Source organism: Bradyrhizobium sp. CCBAU 65884 (genome assembly GCF_028128835.1).
Taxonomy (GTDB): Bacteria; Pseudomonadota; Alphaproteobacteria; order Rhizobiales; family Xanthobacteraceae; genus Bradyrhizobium; species Bradyrhizobium ottawaense.
Map to the genome: position 1 here is coordinate 150,802 of NZ_LBJU01000129.1, position 20,111 is coordinate 170,912.

The 20,111-nt window shown below is 65.3% G+C and carries 13 protein-coding genes; 4 read left to right on the forward strand and 9 right to left on the reverse strand.

Annotation, left to right across the window (positions count from 1 at the left end):
• Positions 1-114: 114 nt before the first annotated feature.
• Both XI03_RS31355 and XI03_RS31360 read right to left on the reverse strand, forming a co-directional pair.
• Positions 115-804 carry a VOC family protein gene (locus XI03_RS31355; RefSeq protein ID WP_028143738.1) on the reverse strand — a complete coding sequence of 230 codons (690 nt, stop codon included), beginning with the start codon at positions 802-804 and terminating at the stop codon, positions 115-117.
• 145 nt (positions 805-949) lie between these two features.
• Complete coding sequence (locus XI03_RS31360; protein WP_028143739.1) at positions 950-1,621, reverse strand: sensor histidine kinase; 672 nt, start codon at positions 1,619-1,621, stop codon at positions 950-952.
• Positions 1,622-1,948: 327 nt separating this feature from the next.
• On the opposite strand from XI03_RS31360, the gene XI03_RS31365 reads away from it, so the two are divergent.
• The 3 genes from XI03_RS31365 to XI03_RS31375 all read left to right on the forward strand — a co-directional run bounded on the left by XI03_RS31365 (position 1,949) and on the right by XI03_RS31375 (position 6,776).
• Positions 1,949-4,807: an ATP-binding protein gene (locus tag XI03_RS31365; RefSeq protein ID WP_271594267.1), complete on the forward strand. Its 2,859-nt coding sequence runs from the start codon at positions 1,949-1,951 to the stop codon at positions 4,805-4,807.
• 118 nt (positions 4,808-4,925) lie between these two features.
• On the forward strand, positions 4,926-5,633 hold the full coding sequence (locus XI03_RS31370) for a hypothetical protein (RefSeq protein ID WP_271594268.1): 708 nt from the start codon (positions 4,926-4,928) through the stop codon (positions 5,631-5,633).
• 186 nt (positions 5,634-5,819) lie between these two features.
• On the forward strand, positions 5,820-6,776 hold the full coding sequence (locus XI03_RS31375; RefSeq protein ID WP_271594269.1) for an alpha/beta fold hydrolase: 957 nt from the start codon (positions 5,820-5,822) through the stop codon (positions 6,774-6,776).
• Positions 6,777-6,827: 51 nt separating this feature from the next.
• Here the strand turns inward: XI03_RS31375 and XI03_RS31380 are convergent, their stop codons facing one another.
• The gene (locus tag XI03_RS31380) at positions 6,828-9,701 is read right to left on the reverse strand and encodes an ATP-binding protein (RefSeq protein ID WP_271594270.1); all 2,874 of its coding nucleotides are present in this window, start codon (positions 9,699-9,701) and stop codon (positions 6,828-6,830) included.
• Between the two features lie 355 nt (positions 9,702-10,056).
• Here XI03_RS31380 and XI03_RS31385 point away from each other — a divergent pair, with 355 nt between their 5' ends.
• On the forward strand, positions 10,057-11,043 hold the full coding sequence (locus tag XI03_RS31385) for a helix-turn-helix domain-containing protein (RefSeq protein ID WP_271594271.1): 987 nt from the start codon (positions 10,057-10,059) through the stop codon (positions 11,041-11,043).
• A 24-nt stretch (positions 11,044-11,067) separates the two neighbouring features.
• Here the strand turns inward: XI03_RS31385 and XI03_RS31390 are convergent, their stop codons facing one another.
• The 6 genes from XI03_RS31390 to XI03_RS31415 form a co-directional block, all read right to left on the reverse strand.
• Positions 11,068-13,389 (reverse strand): molybdopterin guanine dinucleotide-containing S/N-oxide reductase, encoded by a 2,322-nt coding sequence (locus XI03_RS31390; protein WP_271594272.1) that lies wholly within the window; start codon positions 13,387-13,389, stop codon positions 11,068-11,070.
• 137 nt (positions 13,390-13,526) lie between these two features.
• The gene (locus tag XI03_RS31395; protein WP_271594273.1) at positions 13,527-16,406 is read right to left on the reverse strand and encodes an ATP-binding protein; all 2,880 of its coding nucleotides are present in this window, start codon (positions 16,404-16,406) and stop codon (positions 13,527-13,529) included.
• A 146-nt stretch (positions 16,407-16,552) separates the two neighbouring features.
• Entirely contained in the window at positions 16,553-16,975 is a 423-nt protein-coding gene (locus tag XI03_RS31400) for a putative quinol monooxygenase (RefSeq protein WP_271594274.1), read from the reverse strand.
• Positions 16,976-17,069: 94 nt separating this feature from the next.
• Positions 17,070-17,924, reverse strand: coding sequence for a VOC family protein (locus XI03_RS31405; RefSeq protein WP_271594275.1), 855 nt, complete (start codon positions 17,922-17,924; stop codon positions 17,070-17,072).
• A 93-nt stretch (positions 17,925-18,017) separates the two neighbouring features.
• Positions 18,018-19,031, reverse strand: a complete 1,014-nt coding sequence (locus XI03_RS31410; RefSeq protein WP_271594276.1) for an aldo/keto reductase — start codon at positions 19,029-19,031, stop codon at positions 18,018-18,020.
• A 57-nt stretch (positions 19,032-19,088) separates the two neighbouring features.
• Positions 19,089-19,844 carry an alpha/beta fold hydrolase gene (locus XI03_RS31415; RefSeq protein WP_240536509.1) on the reverse strand — a complete coding sequence of 252 codons (756 nt, stop codon included), beginning with the start codon at positions 19,842-19,844 and terminating at the stop codon, positions 19,089-19,091.
• Positions 19,845-20,111: the final 267 nt, after the last annotated feature.

Below are 20,111 nucleotides of genomic sequence, written 5' to 3' on the forward strand. Positions count from 1 at the left end.
GCGAGTCCGCGCACCGCAAGAGGACGATGACATGCGCGCGATGCGACACGGCGCGCGATGACCATGTCATCGCGCGCCGTGTCGGCTAAAGTCGGAGATGCCTTTCGCGGCAGCTCAAGTCGGCAACGGCTGGCCGGCCTGCTCGCGGACGATGTAGTCGGCGTACCATTCCGCCCAGTTCTCGTCGTGCCCGCCGGTCCGCGCCTCATGCTCGCCATGCGCCAGCGCCGCGCGACGCAGCGCTGCGGCCAGATCGGTCGCTGAGGCGAATGCCGTACCGTCGCCTGCGATGCGTCCGGGCAATCGTGTCGTGACTTCCTGGAACAGCCAGCCATTGCCGTCGGGATCGCTGAACGCGGCGAATGAAGCATAGCTGCCGCGCTTCGGGTCAGCACCACTGACTCGAACGCTGCCGAACAGATAGGGCTCGTCAGGCCCGGCATGAACGTCGCCGGCACCGTGGAACGGCGCGCTGACTTCGACGCCGCGGTCGAGCAGATCCTGTCGTGCCGCCTCGAGATCGGAGACGACCAGATACAGGCCGCGCGCCGAGCCGGGCGCTGCCGCCGTGACGTTCCTGCCGAAGATCACCGAACAGGCCGAGCCCGGCGGCGTGAACTGGATCACGCGCCAGTCGTCGCCTGACGTGAAATCGGCATCCAGTCGCCAGCCGAGTCGCGCATAGAACGCCTTGGCGCGGTCGACATCGGACACCGGGATCACGAGGACCTCGAGCTTCATATCGACGCCGCGAGATGTCGAGGGCTTGGTTTCAGCTTCGCGATTGATCTCGATCACAGCCATGTCCAACTCCTTGTTTCAAGCCGCGGGCCCGGAATCGACACCCGCTCTGAACGTCAGGACTGTTGCGCAAACAACAGACCTTTGCCCGTTATGGAGTGTTAGGGTCCGCTAGCCGTTGTGAGGCAGGGGGAAGCTTCCCCCGCGGTCACGCCGCAGCAATCGGCATCACGATCGTGACCCGGGTGCCGCCCTCCCCCGCCTCGCCCTGCAGCCGCGCATGGATGCTGCGTGCGAGCCCTTCGAGAATCCGGCTACCGGTGCCCTGGAGCGGACCGGTCGCGCCGATGCCGTTGTCGGCCACCGTGCAGAGCCAGGCGCCGCCGCGCCGGGCCAGGCCGATGCGGATCAACGCACCATTCTTGCTCGGGAAAGCATGCTTTGCCGCATTCGTGACCAGCTCCGTCAGCATCAGCGCGAGCCGATGACGCTGCGCCGCCGGCAATGAGCCGCTTTCGATCGCAGCCTCGCAGCGGATACCTGCCGGTTCCAGCACAGCCTCGGAGATCGCCTCGCACAGGCTTTCGAAGAAGGCCGCTGTGGAGACGACCGGCAGATCGTCATGATCAGACAAGAGTTGATAGAGCCTGCCGAAGGCGACGATGCGCCGCTCGAGCCGGTCCACCGCCAGCGACATATCGCCCCTGCCCGCGCGCGTGAAATCGCGACGGACTGACGCACCCAGCAGCGTCAGCGTGTTCTTCATGCGATGGTGGGATTCCCGCAGCACGAGCTCCCAATCACGCGACTGATCATCGAGACCAGGTACAAATTGAGATCGAACGACGTGGTCGTTCGGCCGAGCGCCGATCGCGGACATCATAGCCTCCCGTTGAAAATTGCGTCTAACTCGAAGGCCATACTGGATGCTGTTTGCGCCCGTTGCTCGTTAGACGTTGCAAGATTCTGTTATGATCACCGTCGCGACGACCGAGATCCAGATCCGCCATCGCGGTCCAGCGCATTGCCGGATTGTCCCGATCGCTCGCTGGACCATTCGCGTTTAAGTTAGATTTGCGACGCTCCTCGCGCATCGGCCGATTGCGATGATCGCCACGCGATTTCGCCACTTTCAGCCAGTTTACTGGACGCCTCGTTCTGTTAGACCAAGACTGCACTTCAGCATTTTTACTGGAATTATTGGCCCGTGCCGGACACTAACGAGCAAGATTCGGTCATTGCCTTCGGACCATTCCGCTTGTTCGCGAAGTCGCGGCTGCTCGAGAAGGACGGCGTCCCGCTTCACCTCGGCGGCCGTGCGCTCGACATCCTCATTTTTCTCGCCGAGCGTGCGGGTGAGGTCGTTGACAAGCGGGAGCTGATCAAGCGCATCTGGGCCGACGTGAATGTCGACGAAGGCAGCCTGCGTTTCCACATCACGACGTTGCGCAAGGCCTTGAACGACAAGGCCTTGAACGATGCCGGCGAAGGCTCCCGCTACGTGATCAACGTCCCCGGACGCGGCTATTGCTTCGCGGCCCCGCTGCTCCGGGCTGCGCCTTCGGAGAGCCGGACCAGCCCGCCCGACGCTTCGCTCCGCTCGCTGCCCGCGCCGCTCGCGAAGATGATCGGGCGGGACGATGCGGTCGAGAAGATCTCGGCCGAGCTTGCCCAGCATCGCTTCGTCACAATCGTCGGCCCGGGCGGGATCGGCAAGACGTCGGTGGCACTTGCCGTCGCGCATCGCGAGCTTGCCGGCTTCGATGACCAGGTGTGTTTCGTCGATTTCGGCGCGCTGACGGATGTCCGGCTGGTTCCCGGCACGATTGCGGCCGCGCTGGGCCTGACCGTCAACGCCGACGATCCCGTGCCGAGCCTGCTGACGGTCCTGCGCAGCCGGCGCATGCTGCTGGTGTTCGACAGTTGCGAGCATATCCTCGACGAGCTCGCCCCTTTGGCCGAGCGCATGGTCCGCGAGGCGCCGAAGCTGCATATTCTGGCCACCAGCCGCGAATCCTTTCGCACCGAAGGTGAGCGCGTGCACCGGCTGTTTCCGCTGGATTGCCCGCCGCAGCGCGAAGGCCTCGGCATCGCCGACATCCTTGCCTATCCCGCAAGCCAGCTCTTCGTGGAACGCATTGCCGAGAGCCTGAGCGAATTCGAGCTCACCGAGGAGGATGCGCCGCTCGTTGCCGAGATCTGCCGGCGGCTGGACGGCATTGCCCTGGCAATCGAGCTCGCGGCCGGACGCGTCAACGCCTATGGCATTGCCGGGACCGCATCGCTGCTGGACAGCCGCTTCTCGCTGCTGTGGCGGGGACGGCGCACCGCGATTCCGCGGCACCAGACCCTGAGCGCAGCGCTTGCCTGGAGCTACGATTTGCTGCCGCCGGCCGAGAGCGCGACCCTGCGCGGCTTGTCGGTGTTCGTCGGGCCGTTCACGCTGGAAGCCGCGCTTGCGGTCGCATCCTGCCAGGGCATCAGCGAGGGCGAAGGTGTGGAAGCCATTTCGAACCTGCTCTCCAAATCCCTGATCGCGACCTCGCCGGCGGAGCGGCGGTTGCGCTATCGCCTGCTCGACACCACCCGGGCCTTCATGGCGGACAAGCTCGTCGAGAATGGCGAAGCGGACCGCGTCGCGCGCGCCCACGCCGAATATTTCCGCGACTTCCTGCGCGACATTGCGCTGAAATCCACGGGCATGCAGAGCGCGGGCGGCTTCCTTCCCTATGCCGACCATGTGCCCAATGTCCGGGCCGCGCTGACCTTCAGCTTTTCGGACGGCGGCGACCGGACGATCGGCGTGGATCTGGCGGCCTCGGCGGCGCAGTTCTTCCTCGAACTGACATTGCTGACGGAATGCTACCGATGGACCCAGCAGGCGCTGGCGTCGCTCGACACCAGCGCGGTGGACAGCCGTCAGGAAATGACCTTGCAGGCCGCGCTCGGCGTCTCCGTGATGTTCACGCAAGGCAATACGGAAGCGGTCCGGTCGGCCTTCACGCGAAGTCTCGAGCTCGCCCGGCAGCTCGATGACCTGCACTGGCAGCTCTGGCTGCTGCGCGGATTGCACATCTACCTGACCAGGGTCGGAGATTTCCACGGTGCGCTCGGGACCGGCGAACAGGGCGAGGACGTTGCGCGCAAACTGAATGATTCCGCCGCCACGCTGAACGTGGATTGGATGCTCGGCGTCGCGCATCATCTGATCGGCAACCAGGACAAGGCGGTTCGGTTCTGCGAAAGCGCGATGGTGCACAATCCCGGCTCGCAACGGCTGAATATCGGGCATCTCGGCTATGACGACCGCATCGTCGCGCTGGTTGCGCTGGCGCGCGGGCTCTGGCTCACGGGCCGGCCCGAGCGAGCGGTCGAGGTGGCCAGATACACCGTTCGCGAGGCCGAGTTGCTCGAGCAGCCGCTCACCCTCGGCATCTCCCTGATCTGGACGATCTATGTGTTCCTCTGGGTCGGCGACTGGGCCAGTGCCGAAATCCTGATCGAGCGGCTGATCGACCATTCCGCGCGGCACTTCCTCGGCCCCTATCACGCGGTCGGCATCGGCCAGAAGGGCGAGCTGCTGCTGCGCCGGGGCGACGTCGCGGGGGGTATCGAGCACCTCCGCCGCAGTCAGGCCACGTTGTACGCCACACGGCACCGCATCATGACGACGGTGTTTGCGACGGCGCTCGCGGAGGGTCTCGCCTCCCAGAACCAGCCCGACGAGGCCTTGCAGACGATCAACGAGGCCATCGCCCAGATTCCCGATCACGGCGAATCCTTCGACATGCCGGAGATGCTCAGGATCAAGGGTGATATCCTCGCCGGGTCGGGCAACGCTGTGGAGGCGGAGAGCACCTTGCGCAAATCGCTCGATCTGTCCCGGCGTCAATTCGCGGTCGGCTGGGAGCTTCGCGGGGCGATCAGCCTCGCCCGCATCTGGGAGCAGGCCGGCAAGGCCGCTGACGTCCGCGCTTTGCTCAACCCCCTCGTTGCGCGCTACCAGGAGGGCCTCCAGACCCGCGATCTGATCGCTGCCAGGGAGCTGCTGGGCACCCTGAATTGAGAGTATCTTCAACGAGATACTGCCATGCTGCCCGCTCGCAACTCCTAACAACTTCTAACACGCCAAGCCGCATGCGCCCCGCCATGGTGGAGACACTGCACGGTGGATGTGGCGGGACATGGCGCTTCTTGACGATGTAATCGATGCCAGCGGCGGAATGGCCCGCTGGAACAGCTTGAACCGGTTCACGCTCCACCTTTCCGTTGGCGGGACGCTGTTCTCCAGTGCCGGCCATGCCCGGGAATTCAAGGATGTGACCGCTGAAGGCTCGACCCGGACGCAATCGGTGCGCTTCACCGGCATCACCGGGGGTGAGCACTCCGGCTCCTTTCAACCGGATGCGATCACGATCGAGAGCCTGGATGGTGAGGTCCTGCGGTCCTGGCGTGACCCGAGCCTTGCATTCTCCGAGGTCGATCCACCAGCGCTTGCCGATGAACTGCATCTCGTCTTCTTCTGCGGCGTCGCGATCTGGAGTTATCTGACGATTCCATTCCTGCTTGCCCACCCCGATGTCGTGATCGAGGAGCTGCCGCCCTGGCAGGAGAATGCCGAAACCTGGCGGCGGCTGCGGGCACGATTCCCGGCTCACCTGATGACGCTCGCGCCCGAGCAGATCTTCTATTTCGACGAGAGCGCCCTGCAGCGGCGGACAGATCACGATCTCTTCGGGATGAAGGTCGCACATTCTTCCTGGGCTCATGACAACTTCGGCGGCATCCTGGTGCCGACACTTCGGCGCGCGCAGACATTGCGGCCCGATGGAACCGTGATTGCCAAGCCGGTGCTGATGGACGTCGAGATCTTCGACGCCGTCTTCGAATAGCGGCCTGATATCGCCGCTCTCAACGTCTAACATTACATAACGAGCCAACGGCCCGCCTCGAGCGCAGATTGGGTTCGCGAGCAACGCACGACGTGCTTCGAACGAAACCCAGGTGACGCATCCACAAGCGTGGAATGCGCCGCAGCACTTTCCACAAACCCTCGCGCCACGTGCAAGAGCAATGACATGAGCATTCCAGCCACACTCGCCCTCTCGGCCGCAATGGCTTGCGCCGTCGTGCAAGCCTCAGCGCAGGAATTGCGATCGAGCCGGCGCTCGATCAGCTATCACAGCGTCGATGTTCGTGACCTCAAGATATTCTACCGCGAAGCTGGGCCAGCCGACGCCCCGACCGTGCTGCTGCTGCACGGCTTTCCGTCCTCGTCGCGGATGTGGGAGCCCTTGCTGCCGCTGCTCGCCGACAAATATCACGTGATCGCACCGGACTATCCCGGCTTCGGCAACAGCAGCGCGCCGCCGCCGTCCGATTTCACCTATACGTTCGACAACATCGCCGGCGTGATGAACGAGCTTACGGTGAAGCTCGGTCTTGGCAACTACGTCCTGTTCATGCAGGACTATGGCGGCCCGGTCGGCTTCCGCATGGCGCTGGCGCATCCCGAACGTGTCCGCGGGATCATCATCCAGAATGCCGTGTCGCACGAGCAGGGCTTGAGCCCGCTCTGGGAGGCGCGTCGCAGATATTGGGCCGATCCGGCCCACGAGCTCGAGGCGCTCAAGGCCAATTTCACCTCGCTGGCGGCGACGCGCCAGCGGCATCTCGGCTCCAGCCCGCACCCCGAACGCTACGACCCCGATACCTGGACCGACGAATACGCCTTCCTGACCCGTCCGGGACAGGCCGAGATCCAGACCACGCTGTTCCTGGATTACCGGACCAACGTCGCCTCCTATCCGGAATGGCAGGAATGGTTGCGCAAGACCCGGCCGCCGACGCTGGTGGTCTGGGGCAAATACGATCCGTCCTTCGCGGTCGCCGGCGCGTCGGCCTATCGCGACGACGTTCCGGATGTGCAGGTTCACATCCTGGAAGCGGGCCACTTCGCGCTGGATGAAGCCACCGACGAAATCGCTGCGCTCGTTCGCGGCTACCTTGCGCGACTGGACGGGCACAAGGGCTGACAGCAACCGCGGGGCGGATCGCTACGGAGGCGCCGCCGCTGTTCGGCTTGATCAGGGGGAAGGCGGATTCAGCATGAGCCGTGCGGCCTTGAGATCGGCGGTCTCGAACCCTTCGGTGAACCGCGCGTACGTCTTGGCGAGCTGTTCGCGCGGATCTCGTACACCCTGCCGCTCGCGTAGCCGCGCCAGCGACATCTCGGTGCGCAGCCGCCAGGACAGCGCGCCCTGTTGCTCGGCGAGCTCTGCCGACGCAACAAGGCTAGCCTCGGCCGCGTCGAGCTTTCCGCTCTGCGCCTCGAGCTCTCCGCGCAGACGGAGCAGCTCCGGCATGTCGAAGGCGCCGCCTTCCTGCTCGACGCGGTCGATGGTTTCGTGAAGGACCTGAGCGCCTTCCGCCAAGCGCCCCAACGAGACCAGCCCGGAAGACAGATCCGCGGCGAACGCCGACATATAGAGCTCGTAGCGATCCGCGTGCAGACGCGGAAGCGCGCTCCGCAACAGGTCGATGCCGCCAATGGCCTCGCCGTGGGCAATCATGGTCTGCGCCCGAAAGCCGGTCGCAACGGCTTCGTAGGGGACGAGCCCGTGCATGCTCGCATGCGTCGCCAGGCGAGCGCTCATGGTCTCGACGGCGGACCAGTCGCCGACCCAACCGAACACCGAGGCGGACCAGCACAGCGCGATACAATGCATGACCACGTCGCGCGGCGCTGATGCGCCGACGAGCGGGAGGACGCATTCGAGCGCGCGATCGGGATAGCCGCGCAGCCACAACACGCGCGCGAGCGGAATTTGCGGCGTACGCGAATAGGCGAAATGTCCCGGTTGCGTGCCCCGCAGCGCGGCGTCGTCGCGCATGCCCTCGTCGAGATGAGCTTGCGCCTCGGCCTGGTCGCCGGCGAGGTGATAGGACACGCCGAGAAGCGCCTTGCTGCCCGCAATGCCCGCGGTATCGCCGATCAGGCGCGCGATCCGCTCGGCGTGACGCGCTGTCGGCACCAGATGCCGGTAGCCGCCGGTCCGGCGGTAGAACATGTTCAGTCGCGACAGCAGCCTGAACGTGTTGGCATGGTCGCCGAGCGCTTGCGCGATCTCCAGCCCGCGCCTGAGCGCCGCTTCCGCCTGCTCGCTGTTGCGCTCGGTGAACATGAAGGCGTGGCCGAGCGTCGACTGGAGCTCGAGCTCCCATCGGCCGCCACGATCGGCGTCGTCGAGCATCGCGAGTGCGCGATCGGACCAGATGCGCGCCTCGTTCAGCAAATTGAGCTCGACGAACAGACCCGTGCAACTGCCGGCAAGCGGCACGCGCAAATCGGCGCCGTCATCATGGGCGTAGCTCCAGGCCAGCGCCGCGCGGGAATCGGCGAGCAGACCGGCGCGCTCCTGCGAGCGGGACACCTGGCCGCTGCCGCCCTGCGCCGTCAGGCCGGCTTCGAGCGTGCGTTGAACGTAACAGGCGTGACGGCGCGCGATAGTGTTGGCCTCACCGCCATCCGCCAGCTTCTGCATGGCATAGGCACGCGTGGCATCCAGCAGGCGATAGCGCCGCGATGCGCCGTCCGGCTGCGAGGACACCAGCGACTTGGCCACGAGCTGCTCCAGCGCCTCGATGACGCGATCCTCCGGCGTTCCCTCCTCGGCCGCCACCGCTATGGCGCCCTTCAGGGTGAAGTGACCTGCGAAGACGGCGAGCCGCAGAAACACGATGCGCTCGTTCTCGCCGATCAGGCCGAAACTCCAGTCGAGCGTGGCACCGAGCGTCTGCTGCCGCGGCGGCGCCGTTCGCCGCCCGCGCCATTCGAGCTGCAGACGGCTGTCGAGCAGCGCCGCCATCTCGCGCAGCCCGTAGAGACCGACGCGCGCGGCGGCAAGTTCGATCGCGAGCGCGATGCCATCGAGCTTGCCGCAGATCTGCACCAGGATTTCCGCATCCTCGTCGGTGAGATCGTCGCGATGCCCCGCCGCACTGGCGCGGTCGACGAACAGGCGCGCCGCCGGATAATTCAGCACCTCGCCGGCGCTGAGGCGTGTGCCTTGCGGCGGGCCGGGCAGCGGAGCAAGTTCGAAAATCTGCTCGCCAGCCACCGACAGCTGCTCGCGGCTGGTGGCGAGGATGGCAACGCCGGGCGCCTCGCGGTGGATGTCTTCTGCGAGACGTGCGACCGCGTCGATGACGTGCTCGCAGCTGTCGAGAACGAGAAGCAGCCGCCGCCCGCGCAGGAAATTGACGATGCTGCCACTCGGATCATTGTGATGCACGACGAGGCCAAGCGCGGCGGCAACCGTGCTCGCTACCAATGCGGCATCCTTGAGCGGACCGAATTCGAGGAAATGGACGTTGCCCTCGAATCTGTCGCACAGGTCATGCGCGAGCGCGACCGCAATGGTGGTCTTGCCGATGCCGCCTGGCCCGCGCAGCGTGACGAAGCGATCGCGGAGCAGGCGCGGCGCCAATTCGGCCACGATTTCGTCCCGCCCGACCATCCGGTCCAGGCGATGCGGCAGAGACGGTGACGGCGTCACCTCTTCGCCCGGCCGCGCCGTGAGTGCAGGCGGCTCGGCGCGCTGCACCGGCGCGACGAAGCAATAACCCCGGCTCGGGATGTTGGTGATGTAGCGGACACCGTCCTTGCCGTCGCCGAGCACCTTGCGCAGCTCCGCGACATGAACCCGCAAGGAGATCTCCTCGACGGAGAGTCCGGACCACGCGTAGCCGAGAATCTCGTTCTTTGGCACCACCTCGCCGGCACGGCTGACGAGCAGGCGCAAAATATCCATCGCCCGACTGCCGAGCTTGACCGGTACGCCGTCCTTCTCCAGCAGCCGCGAGCGCAGCGAGAACGGCCCGAACGAGACGGCATCGAGATCTAGGATCGGTCCGGCGCCGCCGCTGCGGGGGCCATGTCCTGCCGTGAGGTCGGTCACATCTTGCTCATCTTGACGGCGGCTTCCTCGAAACGCGCAGGGACTATACCCGGCACCGATGCGAGGTCCAGCGAAGGCCCTGCGCGGATCTCACACCGGCACGTCGATCGTCACGCGATCCTCCTTGAGGTCCCCTCAAACAGGGGCAGCCGGGCAAATCTCCGACAAATTGGACCTGATCAAACGTCTGCGGCGGGCTGTCGCACCTGGTGCACGCGCACAAAATCTAACAGATCCTAATCACCACTAACGGGCGTCCTGGCCAGTTCGCGCCTATCCTCCGAGCATGGAAAGCATTGGGTTTGCGCGTTTGCCGGTCGTTGCAAACAGCGGCAAAGCCAGGAGAGGACGAGCGATGTCGAACAATTTGCACGCGGCCCATGCCTGGATCGATTTTCCGGCCGGCTCGCGGGATCACGAGGTTCTTCGCCCGACGCAGGTGATCGCCCGGGAGAGCCAATGGCGTCAGATCGATCGCGCTCCGGACGCCGCGACCCAGGACATCACGATCTCGCGATGGGAGGACACGCGGAGCAGCTCGTCGCACGAGACGACGACGCCGGACGATCGCTATTTCATCGGCATCGCCCTGAAGACCACGCGCGCGAAGCTGACACGGGACCGCCAGATCATTTTCGACGGCACCATGCCTGCGGGGACGCTCTATGTCACCGCTCCGTCGAAATCTCTCGGCGTGCAGTTCCAGTCGCCATGCGCCTTCCTGCACGTCCACATCTCCACGGATCATCTTCCGGCCCATGTCGTTGCGACTGACGGGCTCAATGATCTCGTGCTGCTCCGCGATCCGCTCGCCGCCGAACTTGCCAAGGCGCTGATCGAGCAGAGTGATGCCAAAGACCGGCATTTCACGCAGTGCATCGGCCGGACCCTGGCGATGCATCTCACCCGGATGGAGTTGCCGCGCGTCAGGGTCAACGCCTTGCCGAAATGGCGGCTGCGGCGTGTCGAGCAATATATCGCCGATCATTTCCACCGCGGCATCAGCCTGTCCGAGCTCGCCAATGTCGCCGGCCTGTCCCGGATGCACTTTGCGGCACAATTCCGCGCCGCGACCGGTTACCGTCCGCGCGAATATCTGCTCAATCACCGGACCGAGCAGGCGAAGACGCTGCTTGCAACCACCGAGCGGCCATTGGCGGAGATCGCGCTTGCCGTGGGCTTCAGCACACAGGCGCATTTCTCGACCGTGTTCAAGCGCATCAGCGGCGAGTCACCGGCACGCTGGCGCCTCGCCAGCAGGGGTGAGCGGCTCGAGGTCGAAGCGCCGACGCGGCGCCGCCCTTCCCCGCAGATCGGCTGGATCGCCAGCGCCGCGGCGTAGTGCAGCGTCGGGCGCACGTGAGGGCTACACCGGATCGAACGCGCGGATCGGCGGCAGATTGCCGGTGAACTTCTCCACCTCGACCACCGTCAGCTGCCCCGTGCAGCCTTGCGCGAACGACGAGGTCCCGATGTCGCGGGTGAGCACGTTCGGATTGCCGTGAACGCAGAGCGGCGCCTCGTCTTCGGGGTCCATCGGATCGTACCAGGCGCCGGTCGGAAGCTGCACCACGCCGGGCGCGATGCCGTCGGTGACGTGGACCGCGGCGAGGCACGCACCGCGATCGTTGAACAGGCGGATGATGTCGCCGTCCTTGATGTCGCGCGCATCGGCATCGCGCGGGTTCATACGCGCCACCTCGCGCCCGCGATGCTTTGCGGCAAGCGAATGCCCGCCGAAATCGAGCTGGCTGTGCAGGCGCGTCACCGGCTGGTTCGCGACGAGGAAGCACGGCGCCCCCGGCTTGGGCATGTCGGTCTTGTCGAGCCAGACCGGATGTCCCGGACAATCCGCATCGTTGTGCCCGGCAATCTTGGCCGAAAATATCTCGATGCGCCCGCTCGGCGTCGGCAGCGCGTGATTGACGGGATCCTCACGGAAGCGGCGCAGCCGGCCGCCGTCATCGGGCTGCTGCGGCACGACCAGGCTGCCGCGCGCCCAGAACTCGTCGAAGCGAGGGGCCTCCAGGCCGCGCTTGGCGAGCGAGGCGCGGGTCGGCTCGTAGAGATGCTCCAGCCATTGCCGCGAGGTGCGGCCCTCGGTGAAGGGTTCGCGGGCCCCCAAACGGTCGGCGAGATCGGCAAAGATATCGTAGTCGTCGCGCGAAAGCCCAAATGGCTCGGCGATCTGGTGCATGGCCACCATGAGGGGGTCGTTGCTGGAATAGCCGATGTCCTCGCGCTCGAGCGTCATCGTCGACGGCAGCACGATGTCGGCATGACGGGCGGTGGCGGTCCAGGCCAGCTCGTGCACGACGAACGTATCGAGTTTCGCAAAAGCCTTGCGCAGGCGGTTGATATCCTGGTGGTGATGGAAGGGATTGCCGCCGGCCCAGTAGACCATGCGGATGTCCGGATAGGTCCGCGTCTCGCCATTGTAGCGATAGGTGCTGCCCGGCTTGAGCAGCATGTCGGCGATGCGCGCCACGGGAATGAAATCGGCGACGCCGTTGCGGCCCTGGCCCAGCGTCGGCCCCGGCACGTCGTTGACGCGGCGGCCGTAATAGCCGATCGCTCCGAGCGAATAGGCGTATCCGCCGCCGGGAAGGCCGATCTGGCCGAGCGCCGCCGCCAGCACCATGCCCATCCACACCGGCTGCTCGCCATGCTCGGCGCGCTGCAGCGAATGAGAGACGGTGATCAGCGCGCGCTTTCCGGCGAGCCGGCGCGCGAGCTTGCGGATCGTCTCCGCCTCGACGCCTGAGATCGCGGCGGCCCATTCGGCATGCTTGGCCTGCCCGTCACTCTCGCCGGTGAGGTAGCGCAGGAAGACCGGCCAACCCTCGGTGTAACGATCGAGGAAGGCCTGATCGTGCAGGCCTTCGCTGACCAGCGTGTGAACGATGCCGAGCATCAGCGCGGTATCGGTGCCGGGCACGCAGCTCATCCATTCGGCACCGGCTTCCACCGGCAGATCGTCACGCAGCGGGCTGACCAGGATGAAGTCGCAGCCGCGCCGGCTCGCCGCTGCCATCGCGCCGCGCTCGACGTGCTTGCTGATGGAGCCGCCGGCCACCATTGAGTTCTTCAGCGCCATGCCGCCGAAGGCCAGCACGATGTCGGTGGTCTCGGCGATCTGCTCCCAGGTGACATTGCGCTTGGTGATGTCCTCGTAACCCGCCAGAATCTGCGGCAGCAGCACCGAGGACGCGCCGGAGGAATAGGTGTTGACCGAGCGCACATAGCCGCCCATCGCGATGTTGAGGAAGCGATGCACCTGGCTCTGGGCGTGATGAAAGCGGCCGGCGCTCGACCAGCCATAGGAACCGCCGAACACGGCGCCAGGCCCGCGGGTATCGCGGATGCGCGACAGCTCGTCGCCGAGGAGGTCAAGCGCCTTCTCCCAGCTCACGGAGACGAATTCGTCGCGGCCGCGGCGATCGTCGGGGCCCGGCCCGCGCTCGAGCCAGCCGCGGCGGATCGCCGGCTGGGAAATGCGCGCCTGATGGCGGAGCGCGCCGGCGAAATTGTCGATGATGCCGTTCGGATCGGGGTCGCCCGCATAAGCCCTGACCTCCAGCCCGGCCGCGCCCTGACGCGCGGAAAACACGCCCCAATGCGATGTGTGCGGCTTGAAGCCATCCGAGAGGTCGAGACCGGGATCGGGGAAGCCAATCGTATCGTCCATCGTCTGATCCTTGTTCCGGCGTCGGCCTGCAATCGGGGTGGTACTATACCGATCCAATCCGGACGTCGTCGAGATCAGCGTTGACGGAAATGCTGGGCTGCCCCGCGGTGCTGGCCCTTGGCGTCAAATCGCGGCGGCTAGGCGCTGGCCCGCACGCGCTGCAGCAGGCGCGCGGCGGCTACCAGATCCTGCGTTTCAAAGCCTTCGGTGAATTCGCCGTAAAGGGGAGCCAGCAATCGGATGGCTTTCGGCCTGCGGCCCGTCGCGATCCAGTGCGCGGCAAGATCGGTGGCGATCCGCAACTCGAAGGTCACCGCCCCGATGGCGCGCGCTTCGGCGAGCGCCTGCTGCAGCCGCTTTTCGGCACGCAGCGGCTCCCCTTCCTGCAGTAGAACCGATGCCTCGACCCGCTGAACTTCCGAGCGGCACCAGCGCTCGCCCTGACGCTCCTGGTGGTCGATCGCCCGCGTGATGGCCGCACGCGCCTCCGCGATTCGCCCCTGCCGCAGATGGGCGCGCGCGAGGACCGCCAGATAGCTGCCGATCCGCATCAGAAAGCGGCATTCGATCAGTTCGTCGATCGCGGCTCGAATATCCTCCACCGCCTGCCGATCGCCACGCAGATCGCGAAGGCAGGCGGAGAAATAGTGCTCGACCGGAACCCAACGCGAGATCCGCTCCCGTTCCAGATTGCGCCTCAGCCGCTCCGTATAGGTCTCGAGCGCGGTCAGGTTTCCGGTCTCGAGCGAGACAGGGAGCGCGGCGAGCCCGAGCGCATTCGACTGGGATACCCAATGACCGCTGCGATCCGCGGCGTCGACGGCGTCGCGCGCGAGCCTTGCCGCATAGTCGGGCTGCCCTTGCATCCACGCAACGAAGGGCAAATTGAAGCGGACGGTGATGAACCGATAGACCTCGTTCGCATCCTTGCGCGAACGTCCGGCGGCGAGCGAATAGGTCGCCGCGAGGCGATCGAGAACCGGGCGGCTCTTGCTCAATTCGCCGGCAAAGGCGCGGGCCCAGGCCAATGCCCGATCGGCTTCGGACGTTGCCGTCAGGTCGCGGTCCCGCTCGGCGAGCTCCGTGGCCTCCTCGAGATAGGTGATGGCGCGCGGGACCTGGCCAATCTGCAGCAGGTAAAAGGCAAATCCCACCAGCGCGCGCTGCTGATACTCGACGTTACCCGAGCGCCTTGCAAAGGCGATCGCATCGAGCCAGGCAACCTCGTTTTCGTTCGACATCTTGCGTGCGTAGAACAGGCTCCATCCGAGGGCACAGGCGAGCTTTGCCTTCGACAGGTCGTCGCATTCCACAATCTTGGCCAATGCGAGCGCCTGCTCCAACCGCGCCTGCGCTTCCGACAGGATGGAGGTTTCCGACCACAAGGTGATCGCCGCGACCGTGAGCCTGATTCCGAGGACAGGGTCTCCCGCCTCGCCGAATGCCCAAGACAGAGCAGCCCTCAAGTCCGCGATACGGCCAAGGTAGCGATGCGTCCAATCAGCCGGCTCGCGCCAGTTCCACTCCTCCTCGGACTGCTCGAACAGCGCGAGGACGCGCAACGCATGACGGTGCAGGGCATGGCCGCAGGCGGGATCGGCCTGGCGCCGCTCGGCCGCGTAGCGCCGTGTGCTGTTGAGCAGTCGATAGCGAAGGCCCGGTCCCCTCGTCTGCGCGCTTACAAGCGATTTGGCGACGAGACTGCCGAGGCCGGTGACGACGTCGACCGGAGTGAGCCCGGCGGCCTCCGCCACGAAAGCCGCGTCCTCGACCTCGAACGCGTCGCTGAACACCGACAGCAAGCTGAACAGCACGGCTTCCTTCTGCGACAACAGCCTGAAGCTCCAATCGATCGTCGCCATGAGGGTTTCGTGACGCGGCGGTGCGCCCTCGGTGCCGGGGGCGCGAAAACCCAGATTCTGATCAAGCAGCGTCACCAATTCGCGAGGATTGAATGCGCCGATCTGGGCCGCCGCCAATTCGATCGCCAGCGGAAGACCGTCGAGCGAATGGCAGATCGAGGCGACAGCCTCGCAATCGCCGTCGATGAACTGGTAGTCCGACCATTCGGCGGCGCGGCGGACGAACAGCTGGACCGCCGGAAACCTGACGGCCTGATCGACCGTCAAGTCGAGACCGGACCTCGGTGAGGGCAGCGAACCAAGCCGCACGACGTGTTCGGTGGCCGTCCCAAGCGGTTCGCGGCTCGTGGCCAGCAGCCTGGACGGCGAGGTGTCCGCCAGGAACCTGCCGGCAAAGATCGTGGCAGCCGGCAGCACATGCTCGCAATTGTCGAGAATGAGCAGCATCTGCCGTGGTCGCAGATAATCGAGGACCGCAGCCAGGCTGTTGTCCGGATTGCCCCTGATGCCCAGCGCCGTGACCAGCGCCGCGCCGAACAGCGTCGGATCGGAGATCGTGGCGAGATCGACGAAGCAGGCGCCGTCCCGGCATTGTGGCGCGAAGAGCCGTGCTGCCGCAGCGGCGACCGTGGTCTTGCCGACCCCGCCCGGGCCGGCCAGCGTGACGTGCCTCGTATTGGTCAACACATCGGCAATGTCGGCGATGTCGGCCTCGCGACCGACGATCCCCCGCAACAAGGGCGGCCCGGACAAGGCGACCGGCCGAACGAGTGCCGGATCGTCCTCGATCTCGCCAATGCTGGTTTGCACCTGCGCGATGAACTTGTAGCCACGCCGCGCCACGGTCGCGATGTAGACCGGCTCGATCTGGGTATCACCTAGCGAGCGACGCAAGCTCCACATGTTGACCTTCAGATTGCTGTCGTGAAGGAAGGTGCCCGGCCAGGCGGCCGCCATCAGCTCATCCTTGCTGACGAGTTCGCCGCCACGCTGCACCAGCAGCTGCAAGAGTTCGAATGCCCGCCCGCCCAGTTTGACGGGGCGCCCGTCGAGCAGGAGCAGCTGGCGGCGGGGAATCAGCCGAAACGGCCCGAAGGAGAATGTGAGTTCCTGTCGGCCTACGCTCCGCTGCAGTGTCTCGGTGACAGCCCGCATTGACCATTGCCAGTCGATCGAAGAGATCGCCAGCAAATTATCATGCACTGCGAAAGTGTTGAATAGCGCCCTTTTGAATTAGCACGATTGCGGCGGGCATTTCGCCGCAGGACATGCGCGAGAACACCGCGTGTGCGGAATTCCGATCATTTCCTGGGCACGTCGAGGATCGCCATCCGCATGACCTCGACGCCGCCTTCGGCAAGCTCCGGAAGCTTGGCGAACCATTCCTGGACGTAAGCAGTGGCGTTATGCGCGTCGAAATCAGCCTGGCTCGCGAAGACCTCGTAGAAGATGAAGCGGCCAGGTTTGGCGCGGTCCTCCTGGAGAAAATAGACCAGGTTCTTGGGATCGCTGCGGACCTTGGCAATCAGCGGCAGGGTGGCTGCGCGCAGCGCATCTTCCTTCCCGGGCCTTGCTCGCACCTGCGCCACGACCGAATAGGCGCCTTCCGGAATCTCCTGGTAGTGCACGCGCGGCGCTTCCTGAGCGACGGCCGAGGACGCCGCCATGGATAGCGAGACCGCGAGCAGCAGGACAGCCGGCGAATGACGGACGAGAGTCGGCATGATGAATTCCTTCACATTGTGGTCGTGAACGCTTCACTGGACGAGGCAGGCTGCCGGCACGGATCCGGCGGCCCGTCGCCCGGGGACTTGCGGATCAGCGTGTGACTGTCTGCTGCCGTTTTGCCAGGGCCTCGCTGAAACGCTTCTTGACGGGGCCGAGTGCCTTGACGAACTCGAGCTGCTCGCCTTCGGGACCCTTGCAATAGATCAGCTCCCAGCCGTTGGAGGGCTCCTCGGTCACACGGTTGGTGTTGGCGCTCTGAGGCGCGGCTTTGCGGGCGGCCTCGGTCGTGACCCGAACCGTGCGGTTCGCCCTCACCTGCGTCATGCCGCGGCGCGCAGATTCGGCTTCGAGATCGGCGATGAATTTGTTGAAGTCGACGTCGTCGCGAACATAGAAGCAGATGTGCATCATGCGCGGAAAGGCGGGGCTCATGTGCTCCAGCGGTTCGGCAAAGCTCTTCGAACTGCCCATGGGCTGGTCGGCCTCGCGATATTGCAGCAGCTCGAGCACCATGTTGTCGAACTGGATGAAGCGGACGTCGAGCCTCTGAGCTCCGCTGCGCAGATCCGGGACGCCGATCGTCCGTGGATTGACCCCGCGCGCATTCGCCTCGATCTCCTGGTCGGCCAGCAGCGTGTTCTGCACCCCGTCGCCCTGGAAGTCGCCATGACGGAAAACCTCGGTGCCACCCAGCACGCCCGTGTAGAATTCGTAGGCCCGCTCCATGTTCTGGACCGTCAGCCCGAAGTGCTGGACACCCTGGAGCCGCGCGCCCAGCGGCGCCTCGTTGCGCTCGGCCGACGACATGCTGTCGGCGCTGCCTGTCGCTGCGGCCGCATGAGTTGCCGTAGCGCCGGCCACCAGGCCCGTGACCACGGCTGCTCCGGCGGTCCGAAGCATGGTGCGGCGGCCCATGTCGGCGGCATCGTGTGCTTGATCTGTCATGTCTCTCTCCTTGATCGTTGGTTGACTTGGCGTGTGCCATCCTTCGATCGAGGCTTCCCTCGACCGGATGAATCTGCTGCGCCCTCAAGCGGCTCATTCGGCCGCCGGAATCGGCGCTGCGGGGTTGACGAGCCCCGCCGAGCGGAGCTCGCGCCAGAAATCCGCGGGTATGGCTTCCTCGACGGCGGCGCGATCTTCGGCGATGCGTCTCGGGCGGCTCGCACCTGGAATGACGGCAGCGACGACTGGATTTGCCAGCGCGAACTGCAAGCCGGCCGCCTTCATGCTGATGCCATAGCGATCTGCGATTGCCTTGATCCGCGCCACCTTGCCGAGAATCTCCGGCGGCGCCGGCGCGTATTCGAAATTCGGCCCGCCGACCAGCGCGCCCGAACTGTAGGGGCCGCCGACGATGATCGCGAGCTCATGTTCCGCAACCATCGGCATCACACGCTGCAGCGCGCGGGCATGGTCGAGAAGCGTGTAGCGGCCCGCGAGCAGGAAGCCGTCGGGGCGCGGATCTTCGAGCGCGAGCAGCAGCTCGACCGGTTCGACCCGGTTGACGCCGAGCCCCCAGGCCTTGATCACGCCCTCGTCGCGCAACCGGTCAAGCGTCCTGAACGCACCCTTGCGCGCGCCTTCGAACACCGCCAGCCACTCGTCGCCGTAGAAATCCTGCGCGACATCATGCACGAAGACGATATCGACATGGTCGGTGCCCAGCCGCTTCAGGCTGTCTTCGATGGAGCGCAACGTCGCGTCGCCGGAATAGTCGTTCACGATTTTGTTCGGGCGTCCATGTTGGAAGACGCCGGCCTTTTCGCCGAGCTCGCGGACGCCGGCGTCCTCGGTTTCGTCGAGGATGAGGCGGCCGACCTTGGTGCTGATCACATAGTCGCCACGCCGCCGAGCGGCGAGCGCGGCACCCATACGGATCTCCGCGAGCCCTGCGCCATAGAAAGGCGCAGTGTCGAAATATCGGATGCCGTCGTCCCAGGCCGCGTTCACCGTCGCCAGCGCTTCCTGCTCCGGGATATCGCGAAACATGTTGCCGAGCGGCGCCGCGCCGAAACCCAGTTTTCCCGGCAAAATATCCTTCAGGGTCATGTTGCGAGTCCTTTGTGTGTGACAGGCAAGACCAGTCCGTGCGCGGCGCGGTCGATCTCAGTCGGCTGCGGACGTATCCGCGCTTCTGATGAAGGCCGCGACCTCGCGCGGATGCGACAGCATCACCGCGTGGCTGCTTTTGATCTCCGTCACCTTCGCACCCGAGCGCTTGGCCATGGTGCGCAGTAAGCTCGGAGGGATAATGTGATCCTCCATCGTCACCATGTAATAGGTCGGCTTCGTCTTCCAGGCCACGCGCTCGACCTTGGTCTGCACCGCCTGCAATCCAAACGGCAATTGCGCCGCAGCCATGAAGCTGGTCGTGGCCGGGTCGACACCGGCGGCGAAGGAGGTCGGGAATTTATCGCGCTCGACGAAGAGATAATTGCCTTCAGTGACCAAGGGACCCTTGTGCTCGCCGGGCGGCACGGGTGCTTCCGACAGCGTGCTGACCGACTCCCCGACATCGGGAGCATATGCCGCGAGATAGACCAGGCTGCGAACCTTCGGATTGTCGCCGGCTTCGGTGATGACCATTCCACCATAGGAGTGACCGACGAGAATGACCGGATGCCGCGCCTTGGCGATCACGCGTTCGGTCTCCGCGACATCGTCTCGCAGCGAGATCGTCGGCTGCTGGACGACGAGCACTTCATAGCCGGCCTTCGAGAGGATGTCGTAGGTGTCCTTCCAGCCCGATCCGTCGACGAAGGCGCCATGGACGAGGACGATGGAGACGGGCCTCTCGGCCGCGACCGCGGCAGAGGCCGTTGCGATCGACATTGCAGCAAGCGTAAAGATAAGCGACTTCATAACAGGCTCCGATCCTCGATACGGCGGCATTGCCGTTGACGAGCCTTTCACTAGCGCAGGCGAGCACTGCGGTATTTCCGATTCCTGCGCGATGACGGACGCATCTTGCTCATTCACGGCATGATCGAATTTAGGAGGCTCGTGGGGCGTATCGCCAAGTCTTTGCGCTGCTTGCCTTTTACCTCTTTTAACCGGGCTGCCTCTGGACTTCGCTCTTACCGCTTGTGAGAAATTCCCATCGGCGTGGCAGCAGCCGGGGCTGCAGCT

Excerpts from the sequence above, each read along its gene's own strand:
- XI03_RS31355 (WP_028143738.1), bottom strand. The coding sequence starts at position 804 with ATGGCTGTGATCGAGATCAATCGCGAAGCTGAAACCAAGCCCTCGACA.
- XI03_RS31360 (WP_028143739.1), bottom strand. The coding sequence starts at position 1,621 with ATGTCCGCGATCGGCGCTCGGCCGAACGACCACGTCGTTCGATCTCAA.
- XI03_RS31370 (WP_271594268.1), top strand. The coding sequence starts at position 4,926 with ATGGCGCTTCTTGACGATGTAATCGATGCCAGCGGCGGAATGGCCCGC.
- XI03_RS31375 (WP_271594269.1), top strand. The coding sequence starts at position 5,820 with ATGAGCATTCCAGCCACACTCGCCCTCTCGGCCGCAATGGCTTGCGCC.
- XI03_RS31385 (WP_271594271.1), top strand. The coding sequence starts at position 10,057 with ATGTCGAACAATTTGCACGCGGCCCATGCCTGGATCGATTTTCCGGCC.
- XI03_RS31390 (WP_271594272.1), bottom strand. The coding sequence starts at position 13,389 with ATGGACGATACGATTGGCTTCCCCGATCCCGGTCTCGACCTCTCGGAT.
- XI03_RS31395 (WP_271594273.1), bottom strand. The coding sequence starts at position 16,406 with ATGCGGGCTGTCACCGAGACACTGCAGCGGAGCGTAGGCCGACAGGAA.
- XI03_RS31400 (WP_271594274.1), bottom strand. The coding sequence starts at position 16,975 with ATGCCGACTCTCGTCCGTCATTCGCCGGCTGTCCTGCTGCTCGCGGTC.
- XI03_RS31405 (WP_271594275.1), bottom strand. The coding sequence starts at position 17,924 with ATGACAGATCAAGCACACGATGCCGCCGACATGGGCCGCCGCACCATG.
- XI03_RS31410 (WP_271594276.1), bottom strand. The coding sequence starts at position 19,031 with ATGACCCTGAAGGATATTTTGCCGGGAAAACTGGGTTTCGGCGCGGCG.
- XI03_RS31415 (WP_240536509.1), bottom strand. The coding sequence starts at position 19,844 with ATGAAGTCGCTTATCTTTACGCTTGCTGCAATGTCGATCGCAACGGCC.